20 protein-coding genes are annotated in these 19,983 nt (G+C 64.0%); 10 read left to right on the top strand and 10 right to left on the bottom strand.

Translation table 11 applies throughout. The features are described 5' to 3' along the window. Positions 1-71: 71 nt before the first annotated feature. Genes RFM41_RS03135 through RFM41_RS03115 form a run of 5 tightly spaced genes read left to right on the top strand, consistent with a single transcriptional unit; the run spans position 72 to position 4,365 of the window. Positions 72-968, top strand: a complete 897-nt coding sequence (locus tag RFM41_RS03135; protein ID WP_430691493.1) for a carbohydrate ABC transporter permease — start codon at positions 72-74, stop codon at positions 966-968. A 1-nt stretch (position 969) separates the two neighbouring features. Next, positions 970-1,926, top strand: coding sequence for a carbohydrate ABC transporter permease (locus RFM41_RS03130; protein ID WP_320246113.1), 957 nt, complete (start codon positions 970-972; stop codon positions 1,924-1,926). Then, positions 1,923-2,144: a hypothetical protein gene (locus RFM41_RS03125; RefSeq protein ID WP_320246112.1), complete on the top strand. Its 222-nt coding sequence runs from the start codon at positions 1,923-1,925 to the stop codon at positions 2,142-2,144. Before RFM41_RS03130 ends, RFM41_RS03125 begins: the two co-directional genes overlap by 4 nt. Then, positions 2,141-3,244, top strand: a complete 1,104-nt coding sequence (locus tag RFM41_RS03120; protein ID WP_320246111.1) for an ABC transporter ATP-binding protein — start codon at positions 2,141-2,143, stop codon at positions 3,242-3,244. Before RFM41_RS03125 ends, RFM41_RS03120 begins: the two co-directional genes overlap by 4 nt. Further along, positions 3,244-4,365, top strand: coding sequence for an ABC transporter ATP-binding protein (locus tag RFM41_RS03115; RefSeq protein ID WP_320246110.1), 1,122 nt, complete (start codon positions 3,244-3,246; stop codon positions 4,363-4,365). The genes RFM41_RS03120 and RFM41_RS03115 overlap by 1 nt, the downstream gene beginning before the upstream one ends. A gap of 139 nt (positions 4,366-4,504) precedes the next feature. Here RFM41_RS03115 and RFM41_RS03110 read toward each other — a convergent pair whose 3' ends face one another. Together RFM41_RS03110 and RFM41_RS03105 are read right to left on the bottom strand one after the other, a co-directional pair. Next, positions 4,505-4,936 (bottom strand): DUF4437 domain-containing protein, encoded by a 432-nt coding sequence (locus RFM41_RS03110; protein ID WP_320246109.1) that lies wholly within the window; start codon positions 4,934-4,936, stop codon positions 4,505-4,507. A gap of 108 nt (positions 4,937-5,044) precedes the next feature. After that, the gene (locus RFM41_RS03105) at positions 5,045-6,013 is read right to left on the bottom strand and encodes an AraC family transcriptional regulator (RefSeq protein ID WP_320246108.1); all 969 of its coding nucleotides are present in this window, start codon (positions 6,011-6,013) and stop codon (positions 5,045-5,047) included. Between the two features lie 91 nt (positions 6,014-6,104). Between RFM41_RS03105 and RFM41_RS03100 the strand changes: the two genes are divergently transcribed. Continuing rightward, a complete protein-coding gene (locus RFM41_RS03100; protein WP_320246107.1) occupies positions 6,105-7,322 on the top strand; it encodes an MFS transporter in 1,218 nt (405 codons plus the stop codon). Positions 7,323-7,395: 73 nt separating this feature from the next. Here the strand turns inward: RFM41_RS03100 and RFM41_RS03095 are convergent, their stop codons facing one another. Beyond that, positions 7,396-7,743 carry a GFA family protein gene (locus RFM41_RS03095; RefSeq protein ID WP_320246106.1) on the bottom strand — a complete coding sequence of 116 codons (348 nt, stop codon included), beginning with the start codon at positions 7,741-7,743 and terminating at the stop codon, positions 7,396-7,398. A gap of 119 nt (positions 7,744-7,862) precedes the next feature. Between RFM41_RS03095 and RFM41_RS03090 the strand changes: the two genes are divergently transcribed. Continuing rightward, on the top strand, positions 7,863-9,158 hold the full coding sequence (locus RFM41_RS03090; RefSeq protein WP_320246105.1) for an amidase: 1,296 nt from the start codon (positions 7,863-7,865) through the stop codon (positions 9,156-9,158). Between the two features lie 18 nt (positions 9,159-9,176). Here the strand turns inward: RFM41_RS03090 and RFM41_RS03085 are convergent, their stop codons facing one another. The 5 genes from RFM41_RS03085 to RFM41_RS03065 all read right to left on the bottom strand — a co-directional run bounded on the left by RFM41_RS03085 (position 9,177) and on the right by RFM41_RS03065 (position 13,472). Then, positions 9,177-9,554, bottom strand: coding sequence for a hypothetical protein (locus RFM41_RS03085; protein WP_320246104.1), 378 nt, complete (start codon positions 9,552-9,554; stop codon positions 9,177-9,179). Positions 9,555-9,595: 41 nt separating this feature from the next. Continuing rightward, positions 9,596-10,576, bottom strand: coding sequence for a hydroxyacid dehydrogenase (locus tag RFM41_RS03080; RefSeq protein ID WP_320246103.1), 981 nt, complete (start codon positions 10,574-10,576; stop codon positions 9,596-9,598). A gap of 63 nt (positions 10,577-10,639) precedes the next feature. Continuing rightward, on the bottom strand, positions 10,640-11,356 hold the full coding sequence (locus RFM41_RS03075; RefSeq protein WP_320246102.1) for a FadR/GntR family transcriptional regulator: 717 nt from the start codon (positions 11,354-11,356) through the stop codon (positions 10,640-10,642). Positions 11,357-11,358: 2 nt separating this feature from the next. Further along, positions 11,359-12,528, bottom strand: a complete 1,170-nt coding sequence (locus RFM41_RS03070) for a mandelate racemase/muconate lactonizing enzyme family protein (protein WP_320246101.1) — start codon at positions 12,526-12,528, stop codon at positions 11,359-11,361. 56 nt (positions 12,529-12,584) lie between these two features. Then, positions 12,585-13,472: a sugar phosphate isomerase/epimerase family protein gene (locus tag RFM41_RS03065; protein WP_320246100.1), complete on the bottom strand. Its 888-nt coding sequence runs from the start codon at positions 13,470-13,472 to the stop codon at positions 12,585-12,587. A 401-nt stretch (positions 13,473-13,873) separates the two neighbouring features. On the opposite strand from RFM41_RS03065, the gene RFM41_RS03060 reads away from it, so the two are divergent. From RFM41_RS03060 to RFM41_RS03050, 3 genes are all read left to right on the top strand, one after another. Then, complete coding sequence (locus RFM41_RS03060) at positions 13,874-14,929, top strand: sugar phosphate isomerase/epimerase family protein (RefSeq protein ID WP_320246099.1); 1,056 nt, start codon at positions 13,874-13,876, stop codon at positions 14,927-14,929. A gap of 154 nt (positions 14,930-15,083) precedes the next feature. Further along, entirely contained in the window at positions 15,084-16,271 is a 1,188-nt protein-coding gene (locus tag RFM41_RS03055) for a Gfo/Idh/MocA family protein (RefSeq protein ID WP_320246098.1), read from the top strand. A gap of 214 nt (positions 16,272-16,485) precedes the next feature. Continuing rightward, a complete protein-coding gene (locus RFM41_RS03050; protein WP_320246097.1) occupies positions 16,486-17,337 on the top strand; it encodes a sugar phosphate isomerase/epimerase family protein in 852 nt (283 codons plus the stop codon). A gap of 228 nt (positions 17,338-17,565) precedes the next feature. Here RFM41_RS03050 and phnE (RFM41_RS03045) read toward each other — a convergent pair whose 3' ends face one another. After that, complete coding sequence (gene phnE / locus RFM41_RS03045; RefSeq protein WP_430691498.1) at positions 17,566-18,924, bottom strand: phosphonate ABC transporter, permease protein PhnE; 1,359 nt, start codon at positions 18,922-18,924, stop codon at positions 17,566-17,568. Positions 18,925-19,014: 90 nt separating this feature from the next. Beyond that, the gene (phnE, locus tag RFM41_RS03040; RefSeq protein WP_320246095.1) at positions 19,015-19,971 is read right to left on the bottom strand and encodes a phosphonate ABC transporter, permease protein PhnE; all 957 of its coding nucleotides are present in this window, start codon (positions 19,969-19,971) and stop codon (positions 19,015-19,017) included. Between the last annotated feature and the right edge of the window lie 12 nt (positions 19,972-19,983).

The following is a 19,983-nucleotide window of genomic DNA, read 5'->3' as shown; positions in this document are numbered from 1 at the left end:
ATATGCCGGAGGGGGAGGAACTCCTTCTCCGGTTCCTTTTTGTCAACGTTCAAGAGGCGAGTGTGTCAACCGTGGCCATATCCCAACCCGACGCGCGTTCGCGCGGCGCCGCGCGCGGCTGGTCCGATCTCACGATCCGCAACATCTTCATTATCCCGACAGTAGCGTTCCTGATCATTTTCAACGTCTTTCCGCTGATCTATTCGCTGGGCTACTCCTTCACCGACTACGCGGCCAACCGCGGCGGCTCATGGAACTTCGTCGGTTTGCAGAACTACCGGATGTTGCTCAGCGACCCGCAGGTCTGGCAGAACTTCGTCATCACCGCGAAATATGTCATCGTCTCCGTCACGGGACAGATGGTCGTGGGTTTCGGCCTTGCGCTGCTCCTCAATCGAAGCTTTCCGCTGAAAGGTCTGGTGACCACGCTGCTTCTTCTGCCGATGATGATGTCGGCAGCCGTGGTCGGCCTATTCTGGCAACTGCTCTACAGTCCGTCCTGGGGGCCGATAAACTACATTTTCGGCCTCGGCGATTTCCCGTGGCTTTCCAACCCGAACGCGGCTCTCTACGCGATCGCAATCACCGACATCTGGATGTGGGCGCCTTTCGTGATGCTCCTGTCGCTGGCGGGGCTCTCGGCGGTGCCGAAGCATCTCTACGAGGCCGCCGCGATCGATCGCGCCGGCTGGTGGTATACGTTCACGCGCATCACCTTGCCCCTGGTCACGCCGCTCCTGCTGATCGCATTGATCTTCCGCACGATGGAAGCGTTCAAGACGTTCGACATTGCCTTCACCATGACCAGCCAGCCTTCGGCCGAACTTATCGCGGTCAGGTTGTACAAGCAGGCCTTCCAGCAGTGGGATACGGGCAAGTCCTGCGCATTTGCATATATCGTGCTGCTCGTCGTGCTCGCGATCACCAACATCTACGTAAAATATCTGAACAAGGCGAAGGAACGCTAGAATGGCGGCCGTCGAGACATCGCGTGAAAGGATACTGGGCCGCGCGGCCATCGTTGCCGTGGTCGCAGCCACGATCATCTTCCTCTTGCCGATCTACTGGATCGGCTCGACGGCGGTGAAGCCGAAGGACGTGGCGATCTCGGTGCCGCCGACCGTTTTCTTCAAGCCGGAAATCACGCCGTTCGTACGCCTGTTCGTCAAGCGGGTGCAATCGAACAAGGCGGTCGACCCGGAGCAATATGCGGCGGCTCCGTGGTGGGAAAGGGACATCATGGACGGCGGCGAGGCGGTGCTGAAGACCGGCAAGGATGTGCAGTTCTCGGCCTACCCGAACCGGTTCATGAACAGCCTCATCGTTGCCGTCGTTTCCACCGTGCTGGCGGTCGGTCTGGGCACCTTCACGGCCTACGGTTTCTCGCGCTTCAAGATCGCCGGCGAGGACGACCTTTTGTTCTTCATCCTGTCGACGCGCATGCTGCCGCCGATCGTGGTAGCTATCCCTATGTTCCTGATGTACCGCGCCGTGGGGTTGAACGATTCCCATCTCGGCCTGATCATCCTCTATGTCGCCTTCAACCTGTCGTTCTCGGTCTGGCTGATGAAGGGCTTCATGGACGAGATCCCCAAGGAGTATGAGGAGGCCGCGCTCGTCGACGGCTATACGCGCATGCAGGCGTTCTTCAAGATCGTGCTGCCGGAGGCGGTCACCGGCATCGCGGCGACGGCCGTCTTCTGCTTCATCACCGCCTGGAACGAATATGCCTTTGCGCTGATGCTGACCAACCGGCGCGCCCAGACGGCGCCGCCCTTCATCCCCTCGCAACTCGGTTCAGGCCTTCCGGACTGGACTTCGATCGCGGCGGGCACCGTGCTGTTCCTGTTGCCGGTGGCGATCTTCACCTTCCTGCTGCGCAACCATCTGTTGCGGGGCGTCACCTTCGGAGCGATCCGCAAATGAGCTTTCGCAGCATCAACCAGAAATACCTGCTGCCCGGCTCCCAGATAGTCATGGTGCTCGGCATCCTCGTGCTGTGCCAGCCGTGGAACCTGACGCTGCATAGCTACGGCGCGACGATCATTCTCATCGGACTGATCGGCTTCAACGTCACCTCGAAGATCGCGCCTGAAAAGGGCGGCGAAGCCGAGGCCGCGGTGCGTGGAGGGCCCGGGCATTGACGCAGATCGAGCTTCGCGGCATCCAAAAGTTCTTTGGCGCCGTCCAGGTCATCCATAACCTCAACCTGGCAATCGCCGACAATGAATTCATCGTGCTGCTCGGCCAATCGGGCTGCGGCAAGACGACCACGCTGCGCGCCGTCGCCGGGCTCGAGACGATCGACGAAGGCGACATCCTGATAGACGGCAAGGCCGTACAGCATCTCAAGGCCGCCGATCGCGACATTGCGATGGTGTTCCAATCATTCTCGCTCTATCCGCACATGAACGTCTACGAGAATATCGCCTTCCCGCTGCGGGCAACGCGCATGAGCGGCGGCGAGGTCGACAAGGCGGTGCGGGAGGTCGGCAAGGTGCTGCGCATCACCGACCTCCTGGATAAAAAGCCGTCGGCGCTTTCAGGCGGCGACATGCAGCGCGTCGCGATCGGCCGCGCGCTCGTCAGGCGCCCGAAAGCGATGCTGATGGACGAACCCATCGGCGCGCTCGACGCCAAGCTGCGCGAGGAGATGCGCGCCGAAATCAAGCGCCTGCACGTCAAGCAAGGCTCCACGACCGTCTATGTGACCCATGACCAGATCGAGGCCATGAGCCTGGCAGACCGTATCGTCATCATGCATGAGGGCTTCCTTCAGCAGGTCGGGTCGCCGGACGAGGTGTATTCGCATCCGGCCAACCTGTTCGTGGCGCAATTTGTCGGTAGCCCGGTGATGAACGTCGTCGCAGCGACGGTGGCCCAGAATGGTTCGGGGGCGGAGGTCAAGGTGGGCGGCCTGGATAAGGGGTTCGAATTTCCCGGCGGACTTCTTTCAAAGCTGAACGGCCACGCTGCGGGCGGGCTCAAGCTCGGCATCCGGCCGGAAGGCGTGGCGATCAGTCGGGAGGCGGGAGCCGGGTTCGTTCCGGTGGAGATACAACTCGTCGAGTCGCTCGGTTCCCACGATATTGTCGATCTCAAGGTGGGGTCGGAATTGCTGCGGGCGCGGACCAAGAGTGGTTTCGCTTCCGGAGCCGGCGAACGCGTCTATGCGCGGATCGAGCCTTCGCAGGCGCATTTCTTCGACGCCGCGAGCGGCAAATCGCTCGGAGTGAGACTGTAATGGCCCATATCCAGTTGAAGAACATCTCCAAGACATTCGGCAACCACACCGCGCTGTCCAATCTTAATCTCGACATCGCAGACGGCGAATTCTTCGTGCTGCTCGGCGAGACGGGCGCCGGCAAGACGACGACGCTGAGAATGGTCGCGGGCCTTGAAAAGCCGACTGAGGGCCAGGTCTTCATCGACGGCGTCGACGTCGCCGACTGGGGCGCGGCCGAACGCGACGTGGCGCTGGTGCTGCAGCAATATTCGCTCTATCCGCGCTACACGGTCAGGCAGAACCTCGAATTTCCGCTGAAGCCGAAGATCCGCCGGCTGCCGGATGCCGAGATCAAGGACCGCGTCGCGCGCGCGGCCCGCACGCTTCGTATCGAGCACCTGCTCGACCGCAAGACCGACCGGCTTTCCGGCGGCGAGATGCAGCGCGTCTCGATCGGCCGCGCGATCGTGCGCAAGCCGCGCGTCTTCCTGATGGACGAGCCGCTATCGGCGCTCGACGCCAAGCTGCGCGAGGCGCTGCGCACGGAACTGAAGAACCTGCAGATGCAGCTCGGCGCCACGTTCCTGTTCGTCACGCATGACCAGATCGAGGCCATGTCGATGGGCGACAAGGTCGGCGTGCTCAACCATGGCCGCATCGTCCAGACCGGCACGCCGCATGAGATCTATAACAACCCGCGCGATACCTATGTCGCAAGCTTCGTCGGTTCGCCGCCGATGAACCTCATCGACGGCAGGCTGGTCAACGACCGCGCCGTGATGGCGCCGGTGAATTTCGAACTGCCACTCACGATCGGGGCTAAGACTTTCGGCGGGGCCAAGACTTTTGGCGGGGGCAGGACGAGCGGCGCGACCGACGGTCGCCCGCTCGTCTTCGGCATCCGTCCGGAGGACGTCTACCTGGAGAGCGGCGCGCCGGTCGAAGCGCGCGTCCACGATGTCGAGAACCATGGCGTGGAGAAGATCCTGACACTCAGGGTCGGCGACACGATGCTGCGGGCGACAGTGCCGGCCACGACCGACGTCGCGATCGAGCAGCCGGTGCGCTTCGCCTGGAACCCGGACAAGGTGGTGATGTTCGACAAGGGCAGCGGGGTGAGCCTGCGGCACGCGGGATAGTCGCCAGCCATTGCCCGCGGCCATCGGGCTTGCGCCTAAAGCGCGTCGCGATCTTTCAGATTCGCTCCCTGCGCTTTAGGTTTTTGATTTTACGCATGTCTTTATCCCGAAACCGGTTCCCACTTTCGGGAGACATGCTTTATTTCGGCAGGTATGTCTCGTAAGGCATGTCGTTGATCAGCAGGATCACGCATTCGGTGTCCGACAGGCAGGCGTCGTCATGCATCTCGTTGGCCTTCTGGGTCCAGTAGGAGCCTGGCGGCAACTCGACCCTGGTGGCTTCGCCGCCCTGCATCTGCCAGTGCGCCCAGAGGCCCTTGATGACAATCGCGCGGTAATCGGCGGTGTGGGCGTGGACGGGCGCGCGCCAATTGCCGGGAACTTTCAGCAGCGTGCCGGCGGGCCCTTTCGCCCGCTCGCCCCATAGCGGACCAAGGCGCTGCGGCTGGCCTGGCGCTTCGACGGCGTAAGGGATCTTGTCGACGGGAAGGTAGCTGTCTTCAAGCGCGAAAGCCCGGCCCGGCAGGATGGCGGCCGCGGCAAGCGCAAGCGATGCGAGATGGTTGGGCATGGCGGTTTCCTCCGCCAGCCAGCTTAGGGGGCCTCAGTCGGCGGGGAATGGCGCATCGTCCAAAAGATTTGGCAATTCCTCCAGCGGGCAGCAGCCGCCTGCCGGATGTCAGGATTGCTCCTCGGCGCCGGCATTGCGGAAATGGCTCGGCGCCACGCCCATCACCCGCTTGAAGGCGCGGCTGAAGGAGGCCTCCGAATCGTAGCCTAACCTCGAGGCCGCGACCGAAACCCGCATGCCGTCGCGGGTGAGCCATTGCCGCGCCTGGTGCATGCGCACGCGCAGCACATATTTAGCCGGCGTCTCGCCGACGACGGTTGCGAAGCGCTGCGCGAAGGCCGAGCGTGAGGCGCCCATCATCCTGGCCAGCGCCTCCACCGTCCAGTCGCGCTCCGGCTGCAGATGGATGGCGGCAAGCACCTTGCCGACATCCGGATTGCGCACGGCGGCGATCCATCCGGTGGCGTCGCCGCAGCCATTCTCCACCCAGGAGCGGATGATGGTGGCGGCGAGCACGTCGGCCAGGCGGGCAAGAATGCCGCCGGAGCCGACGCGGTCCATCGTCACCTCGCCAGCCATCGCGTCGAGCAGATGCTGGATGCCCGGCGCGTTCGCCATCAATTTATGCGCCTGCATCAGGTCGGGCATCATCTCCAGCAGCGGATGCGAGCCGTCGAGGTTGAAATGCATCGAGCCGCAGAACAGCAAGGTCTTGCAGCCGTCGCAGCCGTTCGAGACGTCATAGATGTTTTCGCACACCGGCTCGATGGTGTAGCGGCCGATCGGCACCGGCGGCACGCCGGGCGCGCTCGCCAGCACATGCTCGTCACCGCGCGGGATCAGCAGCGCGTCGCCCACCGAGAGCTCGATCCATTCCTTCGCCGGCGAGAACAGCCAGCAGCCCTGCTGTCCGATGAAATGGAAACGCGCGGCCTTCTGCGCGGGAAAGGAAACGGCCCAGGGCTCGCCCAGCACGCAACGGCCATAGTCGACGCCATCGAGGCGCAAGCCACGCAACATGTCGGTGAGCGGGTCGCCCGAGGTCTCTAAAACCGATTTGGACGAATTGTAATTCATTTCGGCGGTTCTAGCATGGAAACTCCAGATAGTCACTCCCTATGTTGCACTGCAGCCCAAATGTTGCGCTGCAACTCACCGGAGATTTGTCATGACCGAGCCCGCCACAGGCGCCATCGACGCCGCTGTCCTCGACAGAACCGAACCTGAAGAACGAAGTGAGCCTGCATGGGGTGCGGTGGTCTCGCTGGCGCTCGGTGTTTTCGGTCTCGTGACCGCCGAATTCCTGCCCGCCAGCCTGTTGACGCGGCTGGCGCAAGACCTTGGCGTCAGCGAAGGCGCCGCCGGCCAGGCGGTGACCGCGACGGCTGTCGTCGGCGCGATCGCGGCGCCGACCATGGCGATCGTCACCAAGCGGCTCGACCGCCGGCTGGTCATGTGGATCCTCTCCGTCCTTTTGATCATCTCCAATCTCGTCGCCGCCTTCGCTTCCTCGCTCACCATGCTGCTTCTTGCCCGCGTCGTGCTTGGTGTGGCGCTTGGCGGCTTCTGGTCGATGTCGGCGGCCATGGCGCTGCGGCTCGTGCCGATGCGGCTGATGCCGCGCGCCATGTCGATCATCCTCACCGGCGTCTCGGTCGCCACCGTGACGGCGGCTCCGGTCGGCGCCTATGTCGGCGACGTCTGGGGCTGGCGCATCGCCTTCATGATCGCGGCGGTCGTTGGTGCGCTGGCGCTTCTGGTGCAACTCGCCACGCTTCCCAGCCTGCCACCGACGGCGGTGGCCAGCTTCCGCACGCTAGTCGAGGTGCTGAAGCGACCGATGATCCGCGTCGCGCTGCTGGTGGTGCTGCTGGTCGCGTCCGGACAATTTGCCGGCTTCACCTATGTGCGGCCGTTCCTGGAGACGGTGCCGGTCATGCCGATCGCGACCATCTCGCTGGTGCTGCTCGCCTATGGCATTGGCGGCTTCTTCGGCAATTTCGCCGGCGCGTTCCTGGCCGAGCGCAATTTGAAGATGGCCGTCGGCCTGGCGCCGCTGCTGATCGCCCTGTCGGCGGCGACGCTGCTGGTGTTTGGCGCCTCGCCGATAACGGCGGCTGTTGCGGTCACCGCCTGGGGCTTTGCCTTCGGCGCCGTGCCGGTCGGTCTGCAGACCTGGCTGGTGCGCGCCGCGCCCGACCAGGCCGAGAGCGCCGGCGGGTTGATGGTCGCGACCTTCCAGGTGGCGATCGCGCTGGGCGCCATCGTCGGCGGCCTCCTTGTCGATCACGCCGGTGTCGCGAGCGCTTTCGCCTATGGCGGCGCGGCGACCTTGCTCGCGGCGCTGGTGACCTTCCTGATAGGGCCGAAGCAGGCTGCCGAATAGTCAGGCCCGACCGTCCCATCAAGCTTCGGCTCGGCGGCTCTCAGGGGCGCCGGGCCGATTGCATGCCTTCGGCTCAGGCCGAGCGGCCGTCGAACTCGAACACTTCAATTGCGGTGAGATCGACATCTTCCAGGCAGTTGAGGTTGATATAGGCGGATCGTTCGCTGCCCTGGCTGACGTCTTCGGCAAAGGGATGCATGCCGCAGGTGCGGCAGAAGCGATGCGCGATTTGAGCCTTGCCGAAAGTGTAGCGGCCGAGGTCGTCGCCCCAGGCGACCAGACTGAGCTTCTCATGCGGCACAGCCCACAACAGCGCGCCTTTGCGCCGGCAGATCGAGCAGTTGCAGCGCACGGCCATGCCGAGCTCGCCCTCGACCTCGAACGCCACCTTGCCGCAGTGGCAGCTGCCTTTGTACAGCATCAGCATCTTCCCATCACTGGCAGGGTGCAAAGGCACGCTTGCCGGTTTATCTCTTGCGCCGGCCCAACATCGGGCCGTGCCTAAAAGACGTTGCAACTTTGCAAGGCCCGACATCGAAAATGCAATCCATCCGCGACCGTCTGGAAATCATCCTGTCACGTCTTGCCAATCGCGCGGGCGATGAGAAGGTCTTCACGAAGCTCTATGCCGAGGCCGCGCGGGCCGCCGCCGACGCGTCCGACGCGCGCCGCAAGGCTGGTATGAGCCTTGGGCCGCTCGACGGCCGGGTCGTCTCGATCAAGGACCTGTTCGACGTCGCTGGCGAGCCGACGACGGCCGGCTCGCTGATCCGCGCCGAGGCCGCACCCGCCGCGCGGGACGCGGCGATCGTGCACAGGCTGCGCCAGGCAGGCGCCGTCATCCTCGGCAAGACCAACATGACCGAATTCGCCTTCACCGCGATCGGCGACAATCCGTATTACGGCACGCCGGGCAATGCCGCCGATGCCAGCCTGGTCCCGGGCGGGTCATCGTCGGGCGCGGGCGTAGCGGTCGGCGAGGGCACAAGCGACATCTCGATCGGTTCGGATACCGGGGGGTCCGTGCGCATCCCCGCCTCGCTCAACGGCGTCGTCGGCTTCAAGCCGACGGCGGGGCGCGTGCCTCTGACCGGCGCCTTTCCGCTGTCGATGACGCTGGATTCGATCGGTCCGCTCGCTCGCAGCGTCGCCGATTGCGCGCTCGCCGACGCAATCATGGCGGGAGAAGAGCCGGCGGTCCTTCAGCCGGTCCCGCTCGCGACCTTGCGCGTCGGCATCCCGCGCGGCGTGCTGTTCGGCGAAACGCAAGCGGAGGTCGCCGAAGCTTTCGAGGCATGCATCGACAGGATCGGACGGGCCGGCGCCCGCGCGGTCGATTTGCCTATCGACGATCTCATCGCCGAGATGCGCGTGGCCACCAGACGCGGCACGATCGCTTCCATGGAAGGCGCCGAAGTGCATGCCGATTGGCTGGCGAGCGGCGCCTCGGTGCCGGTCGATCCGCATGTCACCGGGCCATTGTCGCGCGCGCTCACCGTTCCCGCCTCTGCCTATATCCGCACGATCCGCCGTCGCGGCGAGCTCGTGGCGGCCATGGCGAAACGGCTGGAGACGATCGATTTGCTGGCATTGCCGACCGTGCCGATGGTCGCGCCGTCCATCGCAGCCATGGCCGGCGACGAAGAACTGCGCGACAGGGCGGAAGGGCTGCTCTTGCGCAACACGCAGGTCGCCAATCAGTTCGATCTCTGCGCGATCTCGCTGCCGATGCCGGGCGCCAAGCTGCCGGCCGGATTGATGCTGGTGGGCAAGCATGGGCAGGACAGGCATCTGCTGCGTATTGCCGCGGCAGTGGAGACATTGCTGCAAGGTTGAGATTGCGCGGCGGCGCACTTAACGTGCCGAGCAGTGCTTGCGCTCGCTTTGTTTGGCGGCTCGCTCCACACCGGTCGCGACCAACCAGGGCAAACTGTGTTCCCCGTCGCGGTGCTGGATCGATCCTCTGACGACGATCTTTCCGGCATGAAGCTTATCCGGAAAATCGACCGCGGCTCTGTCCAGCAGTGGCAGTCGGGTAGTGTCGATCGCAACGCCCTTGATGACCGTACCGGTGGTGAGATCGAGCGCGTCGCCGGAAGGACAGGGAGCCTTCACGCACACAATCCCATTGCTGCAGTACACATAACTGCTGCCCTCGGCTGCGGCGAGCGACGGCAATGCCGCAATCGAGCAGGCGACGATGGTAAGTAACGCGAAGCGATGACGGGACATGTTTTCAACGTCGCGGACAATTGGGGCAAAACCGCGATGGGCTAACCGCCGGTCGGAAAGCGCCGGCGATAATGCTCTACGACCTCCGGATTGCGCAGATTGACCGGCAGCTTGCCGGCAAGCACCAGCAGCGCCTCGTTCGCCGCGCCGACACCCATGCGCATCATCGATTCCTCGGTGATGCCGGCCATATGCGGGGTGACGATGACATTGTCGAAGCCGAAATAAGGATGGTTTGGCGGCAGCGGCTGCGTGGAAAAGACGTCCAGCGCGGCGCCGCCGATGCGGCCCTTTTGCAAGGCTTCGATCAGCGCCTCGTCGTCCACCACCGGGCCGCGCGAGACATTGATCAGCAGCGCATTGGGCTTCATGCGGGCGATGCGCTCGCGGCTGATCAGGCCGCGCGTCTCCTCCGTCAGCGGGCAACAGAGCACGATGATATCGCTCTGCTCGACCAGTGCGTCGATCGACAGGAAGCCGACACGTTCAGGCGCCGGCCGCAGGCTGCGCGTGGTCGCCACGACATTGAGGTCGAAGCCGTGCGCGGCGATATGGCCGACGGCCTGGCCGACGGCGCCGAGGCCGACGATGCCGATGGTCTTGCCGGCAAGCTCGCTGGTGGAATTGGCATGCTCGCGTCCGGCGAGCCAGCCCTTGGCACGCAGGTCGCGGTCCATCACGCGGAAGCGCCGCAGCAAGGCAAGGGCGGTGAACATCACATGCTCGGCGACCGAGCGGGCGTTGACCGCCGGCACGTTCGCCACCAGCACGCTGGCGGCGGTCGCCGCCTCGACCGGGATCATGTCCAGCCCGGCGCCGTGGCGGATCGCGGCGCGCAGGCTCGAAGCGCCCGCAAACAGCTCCGGCGGCAACGGCGCGCGCACGATGACGATATCGGCGTCGCGGGCCTCCCCAGTCAGCGTCCTGGGATCGAGCGCGGAAGCGACCTCAAGCCGGCCGGCGCCTGCCAGCATGGCCGTGGCGCGCGGATGCAGCGGATGCGTCGACAGGATCTTGCGCATCAAGGTTCCTTTTTGGACCGCATTTCTGCGACGCCAAGCGAAAGCGCTTGGCTGCAAAAATGCTCAAGCTTTCTCGAGCGCAGCGCTTTTCGGTTCCATCCCGCGGCCTTCGATGATGCCCTTCCAGTAGCTCTCGGCGCCCTGCAGATGGGCGTTCATCAGGGCCTGGGCGAGATTGCCGTCGCGGCGCAGCAGCGCCTCATAGATCTGGATGTGCTCGGCGTGCGAGCGCACGCTGCGCTCGGGGTCGTTGAAATAGATCGGCAGGCGCTGCTCGCCCATCAGGTAATAGACGCTGCAGATGTTGTGGAAGACGCTGTTCTTGGTGGCGCGCACGATCTCGAGGTGGAACTCGCGGTCCTCCTTGGCGAGACCTTCGCCGGCGGCGATGCGCTCTTCGGAGGCCTTCAGGACCTCGCGCAGGCGTTCGAAGTTTTCTTCCGTGGCGCGCGAGCAGGCAAGCTCGGCCGCTTTGATCTCATGGATCTTGCGCAGCTCGACGGTTTCGTAGATCTGCACCGGATCGAGCGGCAGGCCGGCGCGGGCGAACAGCGCCAGCGCTTCCACGCTCGCCTGCTTGGTGTCGATATAGATGCCGGACTTGGCGCGCCGCTCAACGATGCGCATGGCCTCGAGGATGGCGAGCGCCTCGCGGATCTGGCCGCGGCTGACGCTAAAATGCTCCGCCAGCTCGCGCTCCGACGGCGTGCGGCCGGACTCCTTGTCCGAGTTGGAGAAGAGATAGGCGGCAAGTTCCGCGAGAAGGTTCTTTTCTTTCATCGTCAAATACGTTGCGCGTGCGCCTCCAGGAATCGTCCCGAGATAGTGAAACCCAATCCGGGCTTTTCAGGGATCGCTATCATACCGTCCTTCGCTTCGACAGTCTCCTCGACGAGGTCGTGGATCATCGGATTGGCGCCGAGCGAATATTCGATGATGAAGCTGGCGGGCGAGGCGGCGCACACATGCAGCCCGGCAAAGAAGCAGGGCGCGCCGGCCCACAGATGCGGCGCGAAGCGCAGATTGAAGGCGCTGGCGATGGTGCCGATCTTCATCGCCTCGCTGATGCCGCCGCAGAACGCCGGGTCCGGCTGGAAGATGTCGGCCGATTTCAGCACCGCCAGGTCGCGGAAGGCGTAGCGCGTCGCCTCGCTCTCGCCCGTGGCGATCGGCGTCGAGCCCGAGGCGCGCACCTCGGCCATGCCCGGCTTGTCGTCGGCGATCACCGGTTCCTCGAACCAGGCTAGGTCGAGATCGGCGGTGAGCTTGATGAAGCGCTTGGCCTCGGCAACGGTGTAGGTGCCGTGCGCGTCGACCATCAGATCGACGTCGGGCCCGATCGCCTGCCTTGCGGCGCGCACGCGCGCGGCCGACACATGCGGGGCGCCGTCCATAGCGCCGACGCGCATCTTCAACGCCTTGAAGCCGCCCTTGGCGATGTAGGATTTCAACTGCTCGCCGATCGCGTCTGCGGAGGCCCAGCCGCCCGAGGCGTAGGCCTGCATGCGCTCGACCTTACGGCCGCCGAGCAGCCGCCATACGGGCTGCCCGAGCGACTTGCCGAGGATGTCCCAGAGCGCGATGTCGATGGCGCTGATCGCCGCCACGCTCATGCCGCGCCGCGCCAACTGCGGCATGGCATGGCCCGCATGCGCCGCCGTCTCGTGCCGTACACCGTTGTAGAGCATCTCCCAGATGATGCCGATGTCGGCCGGATCACGGCCGATGAGCTGCGGGCCGATCTCGTGGTTGAGCATATGGACGAGCGCGCCATAGCTGCCGGCGCTGCCGGCAGCGTTCTTGCCCTCGCCCCAGCCGACCAGGCCGTCATCGGTCTCGATGCGCACAATGGCGGCGTCGAACGTCGTCACCTGACCGAAGTCGCTGCGATGCTGCTTCGCGACTTCGATCGGGATACGAACCCACCAGGCCTCTACGCTATTGATGCGCATGTCTTTCCTTCGGCCCCTCCGCCCGCCGGGCGGAAGGGACAGGTTTCAGTCGGAGGTCACTTGATCAGCGGCAGCAGCGTTTCGGCGGTGATGCGCATCTGGTCGGTGTAGAATTTTTCCGTGAGCAGGCTGGAGCCGTGGTCCTGGATGAATTTGAGCTGCTCGGGCGAGATGTCGACCGGATTGCGCTCGACCATTTCCGGATAGGGTGCGGCCGGCGTGCGGTCGACGGGCGCGACGAATTCGTTGGTCAGCGCGCCGTCATAGCCGACTTCCTTCAGCGTGCGCACGATCTTCGGCCAGTCGATCTGGCCAAGGCCGGCGGCGAAGCGGTTGTTGTCGGCGACATGGAAGTCGTACAGGCGCTTTCCGACCTGACGGATCGCGTCATAGACGTTAAATTCCTCCATGTGGATGTGGTAGGCGTCGAGGCAGACGCCGCATTCGGGGCTCACCGCGTCGGCGAGCGCCAGCGCCTGGGCGCCGCGGTTGAAGAGATAGGTCTCGAAGCGGTTGAGCGGCTCGACGGCGATCCTGACGCCGACCTTCTTGGCATGGGTGAAGCATTCGCGCGTGGCGTCGACCACCCAGCCCCATTCCTCCGCCTCGGTGCCGTCCGGCACGACCTTGCCGACGGTCGCGGGCACCAGCGTGATGATCTCGCCGTCGAGCTCGCTCACCATGGTGAGCACGTCCTTGACGTATTTGACCGAGCGCTCGCGCTGGCCCTGGTCCCTGGCGGCGAGGTTGCGCTCGCCCAGCATCAGCGTCACCGAACCCCAGCAGCGGATGCCGTGCTCCTTGAGCAGCGCGCGCGTCTCCTTGGTCTTGTACTGCTCGGGCTCGCCGGAAATCTCGATCGATTCGTAGCCGAGTTTCTTGATGCGCTTCAGCGTCACCTCCAGCGGCTCCGCCCGCATCCAATTGTGCGTCGAAAGATGCATGGTCTATCCTTCCCAGAATTCGCCTGTCACGTTTCACCCCGCGACGCCTCCGGTCGAGGCGGCCGCACGACTCCTCCCCAAGGCGTTGCCAGCATTTTCCTCGAAACTGGTTCGACCAATTGGGCCTGCCATGACCTCTACAGCAAATTTTCATGCGCGGCAAGAAGTGCGCTGAGGAGGAGGCATACCTCAGTCAATCCTATGATTTATCGAGGTAATTTCTTTTTTCTGATTGTCTGCCAAACCCTCCTTCCAGCTTTTCAAGCGCTTGACCGAATTATGGGATTTGGTAATACCAGAATGACATGGCGGTTGGATGCCGGCAAGATTGACCAAACGGGCTGGTCCTCATTCCAATCGGCGCTATGCTTGGTCGCGAAACAAAAGAGGGAGGATGCCGAATGCCGACGACGATGAAGGGTCCCGGCCTGTTTCTGGCGCAGTTCGCGGGCGACGCCGCGCCGTTCAACTCACTGGCTTCGATCACCAAATGGGCGGCAGGGCTGGGCTACAAGGGCGTGCAGATCCCAACCTGGGACGGACGCCTGTTCGACCTCAAGAAGGCGGCGGCGTCGAAGGCTTATTGCGACGAGGTGAAAGGCATCTGCACTGAGGCCGGCGTCGAGATCACCGAGCTGTCGACGCATCTGCAGGGTCAACTGGTCGCGGTGCATCCGGCCTATGACGCGCAGATGGATGGCTTCGCGCCGCCATCGGTGCACAACAATCCCAAGGAGCGGCAAAAGTGGGCTGTCGAACAGATGAAGTTCGGCGCCAAGGCCTCACGCAATCTCGGGCTGAACGCTTCGGTGTCGTTCACCGGCTCGCTGGCTTTCCCTTATCTCTATCCCTTCCCGCAGCGGCCGGCCGGGCTGATCGAGGAAGCCTTCGACGAGCTCGGCAAACGCTGGAAGCCGATCCTCGATGTCTATGAGGACAATGGTGTCGATGTCGGCTACGAGATCCACCCTTCCGAGGATGTGTTCGATGGCGCCACCTTCGAGATGTTCCTCGACGCGGTCGGCGGCCACAAGCGCTGCAACATCAACTACGACCCGTCGCACTTCCTGTTGCAGCAGCTCGACTATCTGGAATTCATCGACATCTACCACGAGCGGATCAAGGCCTTCCACGTCAAGGATGCCGAGTTCAACCCGACCGGACGGCAGGGCGTCTATTCGGGCTACCAAGGCTGGGTGAACCGGGCAGGTCGCTTCCGTTCGCTTGGTGACGGCCAGGTGGATTTCGGCGGCATCTTCTCCAAGCTTGCCCAGTACAATTACGATTCCTGGGCGGTGCTGGAATGGGAGTGCTGCCTGAAGCATCCGGAGGACGGCGCGGCTGAAGGAGCGCCCTTCATCCAGCACCATATCATCCGGGTGACGGAGAAAGCCTTCGACGATTTCGCCGCCGGTACCACCGACAAGAAGCTGCTGCGCGCGATGATGGGGATTTGACGCTTGCCTTCCCTCCCCCTTGAGGGGAGGGTAGCCCGAAGGGGCCGGGAAGGGTCGGTTCATGCCGAACTCCACGCCGGGCGACCCCACCTGATCCGCTGCGCGGATCGACCTCCCCTCAAGGGGGAGGTGACACCAAAGAGAGAGGACAAAAATGGTCGGCGCATCGAAGTCGGAAGCGGGAGGCGGCCCGATCCGCTACGGCATGGTTGGCGGCGGGCAGGGCGCCTTCATCGGCGCGGTGCACCGCATCGCAGCGCGCATGGACAACGACTTCGTGCTGGTGGCCGGCGCATTGTCGTCGAACCCGGAACGGGCAAAGGCGTCGGCCGAAGAACTCGGGCTCGATCCGTCACGCAGCTATGGCTCCTATGCCGAGATGGCCAAGGCCGAGGCCAAGCGTCCCGACGGCATCGAGGCGGTGGCGATCGTGACGCCAAACAATGTGCATGTGCCGGCGGCCAAGGCCTTCCTCGAGGCCGGCATCCATGTCATCTGCGACAAGCCGCTTGCGACGTCGCTGGCCGAGGCGAAGAAGCTGGCAGCACTGGTCGAGAAGACCGGCAAGGTCTTCGTGCTGACCCACAACTACACCGCCTATCCGATGATCCGGCAGGCGCGCGAGATGGTGGCCAAGGGCATGCTCGGCGACATCCGCATCGTGCAGTCCGAATATCCGCAGGACTGGCTGACCGAGGACCTCGCCGCCACCGGCCAGAAGCAGGCCTCCTGGCGCTCCGATCCCAAGCAGGCAGGCGCTGGCGGCGCGCTGGGCGACATCGGCACGCATGCCTATAACCTTGCCCGCTTCGTGTCCGGGCTGGAGCTGGATTCCTTGTCGGCCGATCTCGATGCCTTCGTGCCGGGCCGCCAGCTCGACGATAATGTCAACGTCATGCTGCGCTTCAAGCCGGTTGGCAACAAGCATCCGGCCAAGGGCATGATCTGGGCCAGCCAGGTGGCGCCCGGCCACGAGAACGGGCTGAAGCTGCGCGTCTACGGCTCGAAGGGCGGGCTGGAATGGGTGCAGGCCGACCCGAACTATCTCTGGTACACGCCCTTCGGCCAACCGAAGCAGCTGCTCACGCGGGCCGGTGCCGGCGCAATGCCGGTCGCGGCGCGCGTCAGCCGCGTGCCGTCCGGCCATCCGGAGGGTTATCTCGAAGGCTTCGCGAACATCTACCAGGAGGCAGCCCGCGCCATCCGTGCGGCGCGCAGGAAAGGCGGCAAGCCGGCTAAGGATGTGATCTTCCCGACGATCGCGGATGGCGTCGAAGGCATGGCCTTCATCGAGGCCTGCGTGAAGTCGTCGAAGAAGAATGGGGCCTGGACGAAGCTTTAGTCAGCCGCGGCGCCCCCTTACCTGGATTGCCAGCCGAATTGCATGTGCAATTCGGGGCAATCCGACCTTTCCCCGAGGGGAGAGGAGGTGACCGGCGCTGGCGCCAGCACCTTCTCCCCGCCGGGGAGAAGGTGGCTGCGAAGCGGCCGGATGAGGGGGAGTGCGGCCTAGCTGGCGCAGGAGTTGGCCAGCCGTCAGAGGGGGAGGGGTGTCGATGAAAATCGGCATGTGCATGTTCTTGTGGACGACCAGCGTCTCGAAGAAGCACGAGGCGCTGCTGAAGGACATCAAGGCGACCGGCTTCGACGGGGTCGAGATACCGGTCTTCGCCGGGGTGCCTGACGACTATAAAAGACTCGGCGAGATGCTCGACCGCATCGGCCTGGAGCGTACCGCGGTTTCGGCCATGGGCGATCCGGCGATGAACCTGATCTCGCCGGATGCCGCGACGCGCAAGGCCGGCATCGACTATATGAAATGGGCGATCGACTGCAGCGCCGCCCTCGGCGCGGACCGTTTGAGCGGGCCGCTGCATTCGACGCTCGGCGCCTTTTCCGGCAGCGGGCCGACTTCCGCCGAAAAGAAGCGCTCGGTCGCCTCGCAGCGCGCCATCGGCGACCATGCCGGCAAGAAAGGCGTGACCATCGGGCTCGAAGCGCTCAACCGGTTCGAATGCTACCTCGTCAACACCATGGCCGACCTGTCGGAGCATATCGACACCATCGACCGGCCGCACATCAAGGCGATGTACGACACCTTCCATGCCAATATCGAGGAAGCCGACCCGATCAGCGCCTATACCAAGCATCGCCGCAATGTCGTCCATATCCATATTTCGGAGAATGATCGCGGCGTGCCGGGGCGCGGCAATATCCCGTGGAAGGAGACTTTCGCGGCGATCCGCAAAAGCGGCTATGACGACTGGCTGACCATCGAGGCGTTCGGACGCTCGCTGAAGGATCTGGCTGCGGCAACCAAGGTGTGGCGCGATTTCGCGGAGACGCCTGAGGCTGTGTATCGGGATGGGTACATGCATATCAGGGATGGGTGGAGGAAGGCGGCTTAGAAACGCCGTCCGACGGGCGTCGCGATCCTTCGCGCCCCCCTCTGTCCTGCCGGACATCCCCCCACAAGGGGGGAGATTGGCGGCTTCGGCGCTCCGCTCAATCCTGTTACTTGGGCGATTGGCGAAAACGTCGATGACGGCCGATCTCCCCCCTTGTGGGGGAGATGCCCGGTAGGGCAGAGGGGGGCGCTGTCCCGCCGGCCCTTCGCTTGATTCCGCGGCGATGAGCTACCCCCGCGCAGCCTGCAGCCGGTTGTAATCATGCAGCGTGCGGCTCAGTCTTCGGCGCAGGAAGTTCGAGATGTTGTCGAAGATGAAGACGACGAGCAGCGTCAGCAGCACCATGTAGAAGACGTTGGCCCAGTTCGAATTGGTGCGCATCGCTTCCCATAGTTTCAGGCCGATGCCGCCGGCGCCGACGGCGCCGATGATGGTGGCGCCGCGGGTGTTGGATTCCCACTGGTAGAGCGTCTGGCTGATGAAGACCGGCACCACTTCCGGCAGCACGCCGTAGCGCTGCACCAAGATGCCGTTAGCGCCGGTCGACAGCACGCCCTCGCGCGGCTTGTCGTCGATGTTCTCCAGCGCCTCGGAATAGGTTTTGCCCAACGTTCCGATCTCGGTGAAGAAGATCGCGGCGCTGCCCGCCAGCGGTCCGGGGCCGAAGGCGCGGGTGAAGAACAGCGCCCAGATCAGCATGTCGACCGAGCGCATGAAGTCGAAGAAGCGTTTCAGCACCTGGCTGAGCACGCCGCTCGGCGTGATGTTGCGGGCGGCGAAGAAGGCGAGCGGGAAGGCGACGATGCCGCCGAGCAGCGTGCCGAGGAACGCCATGACGATGGTCTGCAGGAGTTTCGTCCAGACATCGCCATGCTGCCACTGCGCGTTGTTCCAGATGTTGTCGGCGGCCAGGGCGAGGTTCGACGTGCCGGGCTTAAGCTCCGGCCCCGAGACGATCAGGGAGATGACTTCGCCGGCCGGTTTGCCGAAGAAGGGCGAGCGCGTGTCGAAGACGAAATTGGCCCAGCCGAGGAAGCGCTTGCGCACCTTGACGCGGTCGACGGTGACGCGCACCTCGCCGACAAAGCCCATCTTGGCGACGATCTCGTCGTCATGCACGGTCACCCAGTCGGGCACCGGACCGCTCACCACCGGCTTGCCACCGGTGAGGGATATCGGGATCGTCTCGCCATATGCCGTTATCGTCGCCCTGGTCTTGTCGAAGGTGACGGATTTGGCTGCGCCGTCGATCTGCACGGTGAAGGTGCCGTCGGGATTCCTGATCACCCAGTTCGGATTGGGATTGTCGCCGAGCGCCGAGAAACGTGGATATTTCGGCGTGATCTCGGGCTGATCGAGGCGGAATTCCGGCTGCAGGTCGTAGCTGATCCATTGCGACAGGAAGAGCGGCAGGCGCTCCCAATGCGACTCGCGCATCACCTGCGGCAGATTGAAGAACCACAAGGCGTAGAGGAGGTAAAATATGGTGCCTGCGACCACGAGGAGCGGCCAGTAGCGCTTGTAGGCCGGACGCCGGAACACTTGCGGAAAGCGCTCCTCGATGGCCCGTATTTCCTCGACAGTCATAGCCATGTCAGGCTCTTTCTCCGACCATGATCTTCTCCGAAGACCGGCTTCCACTTTTCGCTAACGCGGCCCTTCGGTTCGGGATCATGGTTAGCCGGCACCCATGAGGAAAGCCTGCTCGCCAACCAGCTTGCGCCGCAGCCAGGCGGAGAACTGGTCGATGAGGAAGATCGTTACGAACAGGAGCAGCACCAGCGCCAGGGTCTTGGCGCCGAAGCCGCGCGAGATGGAGAGCTTCAGTTCCTCGCCGATGCCGCCGCCGCCGACGGCGCCGATAATGGTCGAGGCCCTCACGTTGATCTCGATCCTGAGCAGCGTGTAGGACATGAAATTGGGCAGCACTTGCGGCAGGTCGGCGAAGCGCACGCGCTCGAACCAGTTGGCGCCCACTGCGCGCAGGCCCTCTTCCGGGCGCATGTCGATGTTCTCGTTGATCTCGTAGAACAGCTTGCCCAGCGCGCCGATCGAATGCAGGCCGATGGCGATGATGGCGGCGATCGGACCGGTCGAGACGATTGCCGCGAACAGGCCGGCAATGACGATCTCGGGGAAGGCGCGCAGCAGTTCCATGAAGCGCTTCACGACGAGCCTCAGAGCCGGATGCGGCGTCAGATTGCGTGCGGCGATGAAGGAAAAGGGCACGGCGAAGACGAAGCCGATGAAAGTCGAGACCAGCGCCACATTCACCGTGGTCAGCATCAGCTCGAAATATTCAGGAATGTAGAAATCGCCCCAGATATAGACGCGGCCGAGCGGGAAATTGAACTCCTGCGTGCCCTTGTCACTTGGCGAGGCGATGTCGAACAGGGCCCGCCAGACGTCGTTCCAGTCCTTCGGGACCAGCCAGCTCAGGAAATCGAGGATGTGCGGCAGGCGCTCGAAGAAGTGGCCGGCATTGGCTTCGTCGGCGAACCACATGCTGGCGACCATGGCCGCGAGCAGCAGGCCGACGCCGAGCACCGTGTAGAGCCGGCGCAGCGATGTCTGGCGTTGCCAGGCATCGGCCTGCTGGCGGGTGGCATCGGAATGGAGTGTCGCTGATGTCATGATCTGGACATG

Source organism: Mesorhizobium vachelliae (assembly GCF_033977325.1).
Classification (GTDB): domain Bacteria; phylum Pseudomonadota; class Alphaproteobacteria; order Rhizobiales; family Rhizobiaceae; genus Mesorhizobium; species Mesorhizobium vachelliae.
This window is presented reverse-complemented; position numbering and strand designations above follow the sequence as displayed.

Bases quoted from the DNA above. Each gene is read 5' to 3' on its own strand.
- RFM41_RS03110 (WP_320246109.1), bottom strand. From the start codon at position 4,936: ATGCCCAACCATCTCGCATCGCTTGCGCTTGCCGCGGCCGCCATCCTG.
- RFM41_RS03095 (WP_320246106.1), bottom strand. From the start codon at position 7,743: ATGCTGTACAAAGGCAGCTGCCACTGCGGCAAGGTGGCGTTCGAGGTC.
- phnE (WP_320246095.1), bottom strand. From the start codon at position 19,971: ATGACATCAGCGACACTCCATTCCGATGCCACCCGCCAGCAGGCCGAT.
- RFM41_RS03090 (WP_320246105.1), top strand. From the start codon at position 7,863: ATGCAATCCATCCGCGACCGTCTGGAAATCATCCTGTCACGTCTTGCC.
- RFM41_RS03105 (WP_320246108.1), bottom strand. From the start codon at position 6,013: ATGAATTACAATTCGTCCAAATCGGTTTTAGAGACCTCGGGCGACCCG.
- RFM41_RS03125 (WP_320246112.1), top strand. From the start codon at position 1,923: ATGAGCTTTCGCAGCATCAACCAGAAATACCTGCTGCCCGGCTCCCAG.
- RFM41_RS03075 (WP_320246102.1), bottom strand. From the start codon at position 11,356: ATGAAAGAAAAGAACCTTCTCGCGGAACTTGCCGCCTATCTCTTCTCC.
- RFM41_RS03055 (WP_320246098.1), top strand. From the start codon at position 15,084: ATGGTCGGCGCATCGAAGTCGGAAGCGGGAGGCGGCCCGATCCGCTAC.
- RFM41_RS03130 (WP_320246113.1), top strand. From the start codon at position 970: ATGGCGGCCGTCGAGACATCGCGTGAAAGGATACTGGGCCGCGCGGCC.
- RFM41_RS03085 (WP_320246104.1), bottom strand. From the start codon at position 9,554: ATGTCCCGTCATCGCTTCGCGTTACTTACCATCGTCGCCTGCTCGATT.
- RFM41_RS03065 (WP_320246100.1), bottom strand. From the start codon at position 13,472: ATGCATCTTTCGACGCACAATTGGATGCGGGCGGAGCCGCTGGAGGTG.
- RFM41_RS03050 (WP_320246097.1), top strand. From the start codon at position 16,486: ATGAAAATCGGCATGTGCATGTTCTTGTGGACGACCAGCGTCTCGAAG.
- RFM41_RS03100 (WP_320246107.1), top strand. From the start codon at position 6,105: ATGACCGAGCCCGCCACAGGCGCCATCGACGCCGCTGTCCTCGACAGA.
- RFM41_RS03115 (WP_320246110.1), top strand. From the start codon at position 3,244: ATGGCCCATATCCAGTTGAAGAACATCTCCAAGACATTCGGCAACCAC.
- RFM41_RS03070 (WP_320246101.1), bottom strand. From the start codon at position 12,528: ATGCGCATCAATAGCGTAGAGGCCTGGTGGGTTCGTATCCCGATCGAA.
- phnE (WP_430691498.1), bottom strand. From the start codon at position 18,924: ATGACTGTCGAGGAAATACGGGCCATCGAGGAGCGCTTTCCGCAAGTG.
- RFM41_RS03080 (WP_320246103.1), bottom strand. From the start codon at position 10,576: ATGCGCAAGATCCTGTCGACGCATCCGCTGCATCCGCGCGCCACGGCC.
- RFM41_RS03060 (WP_320246099.1), top strand. From the start codon at position 13,874: ATGCCGACGACGATGAAGGGTCCCGGCCTGTTTCTGGCGCAGTTCGCG.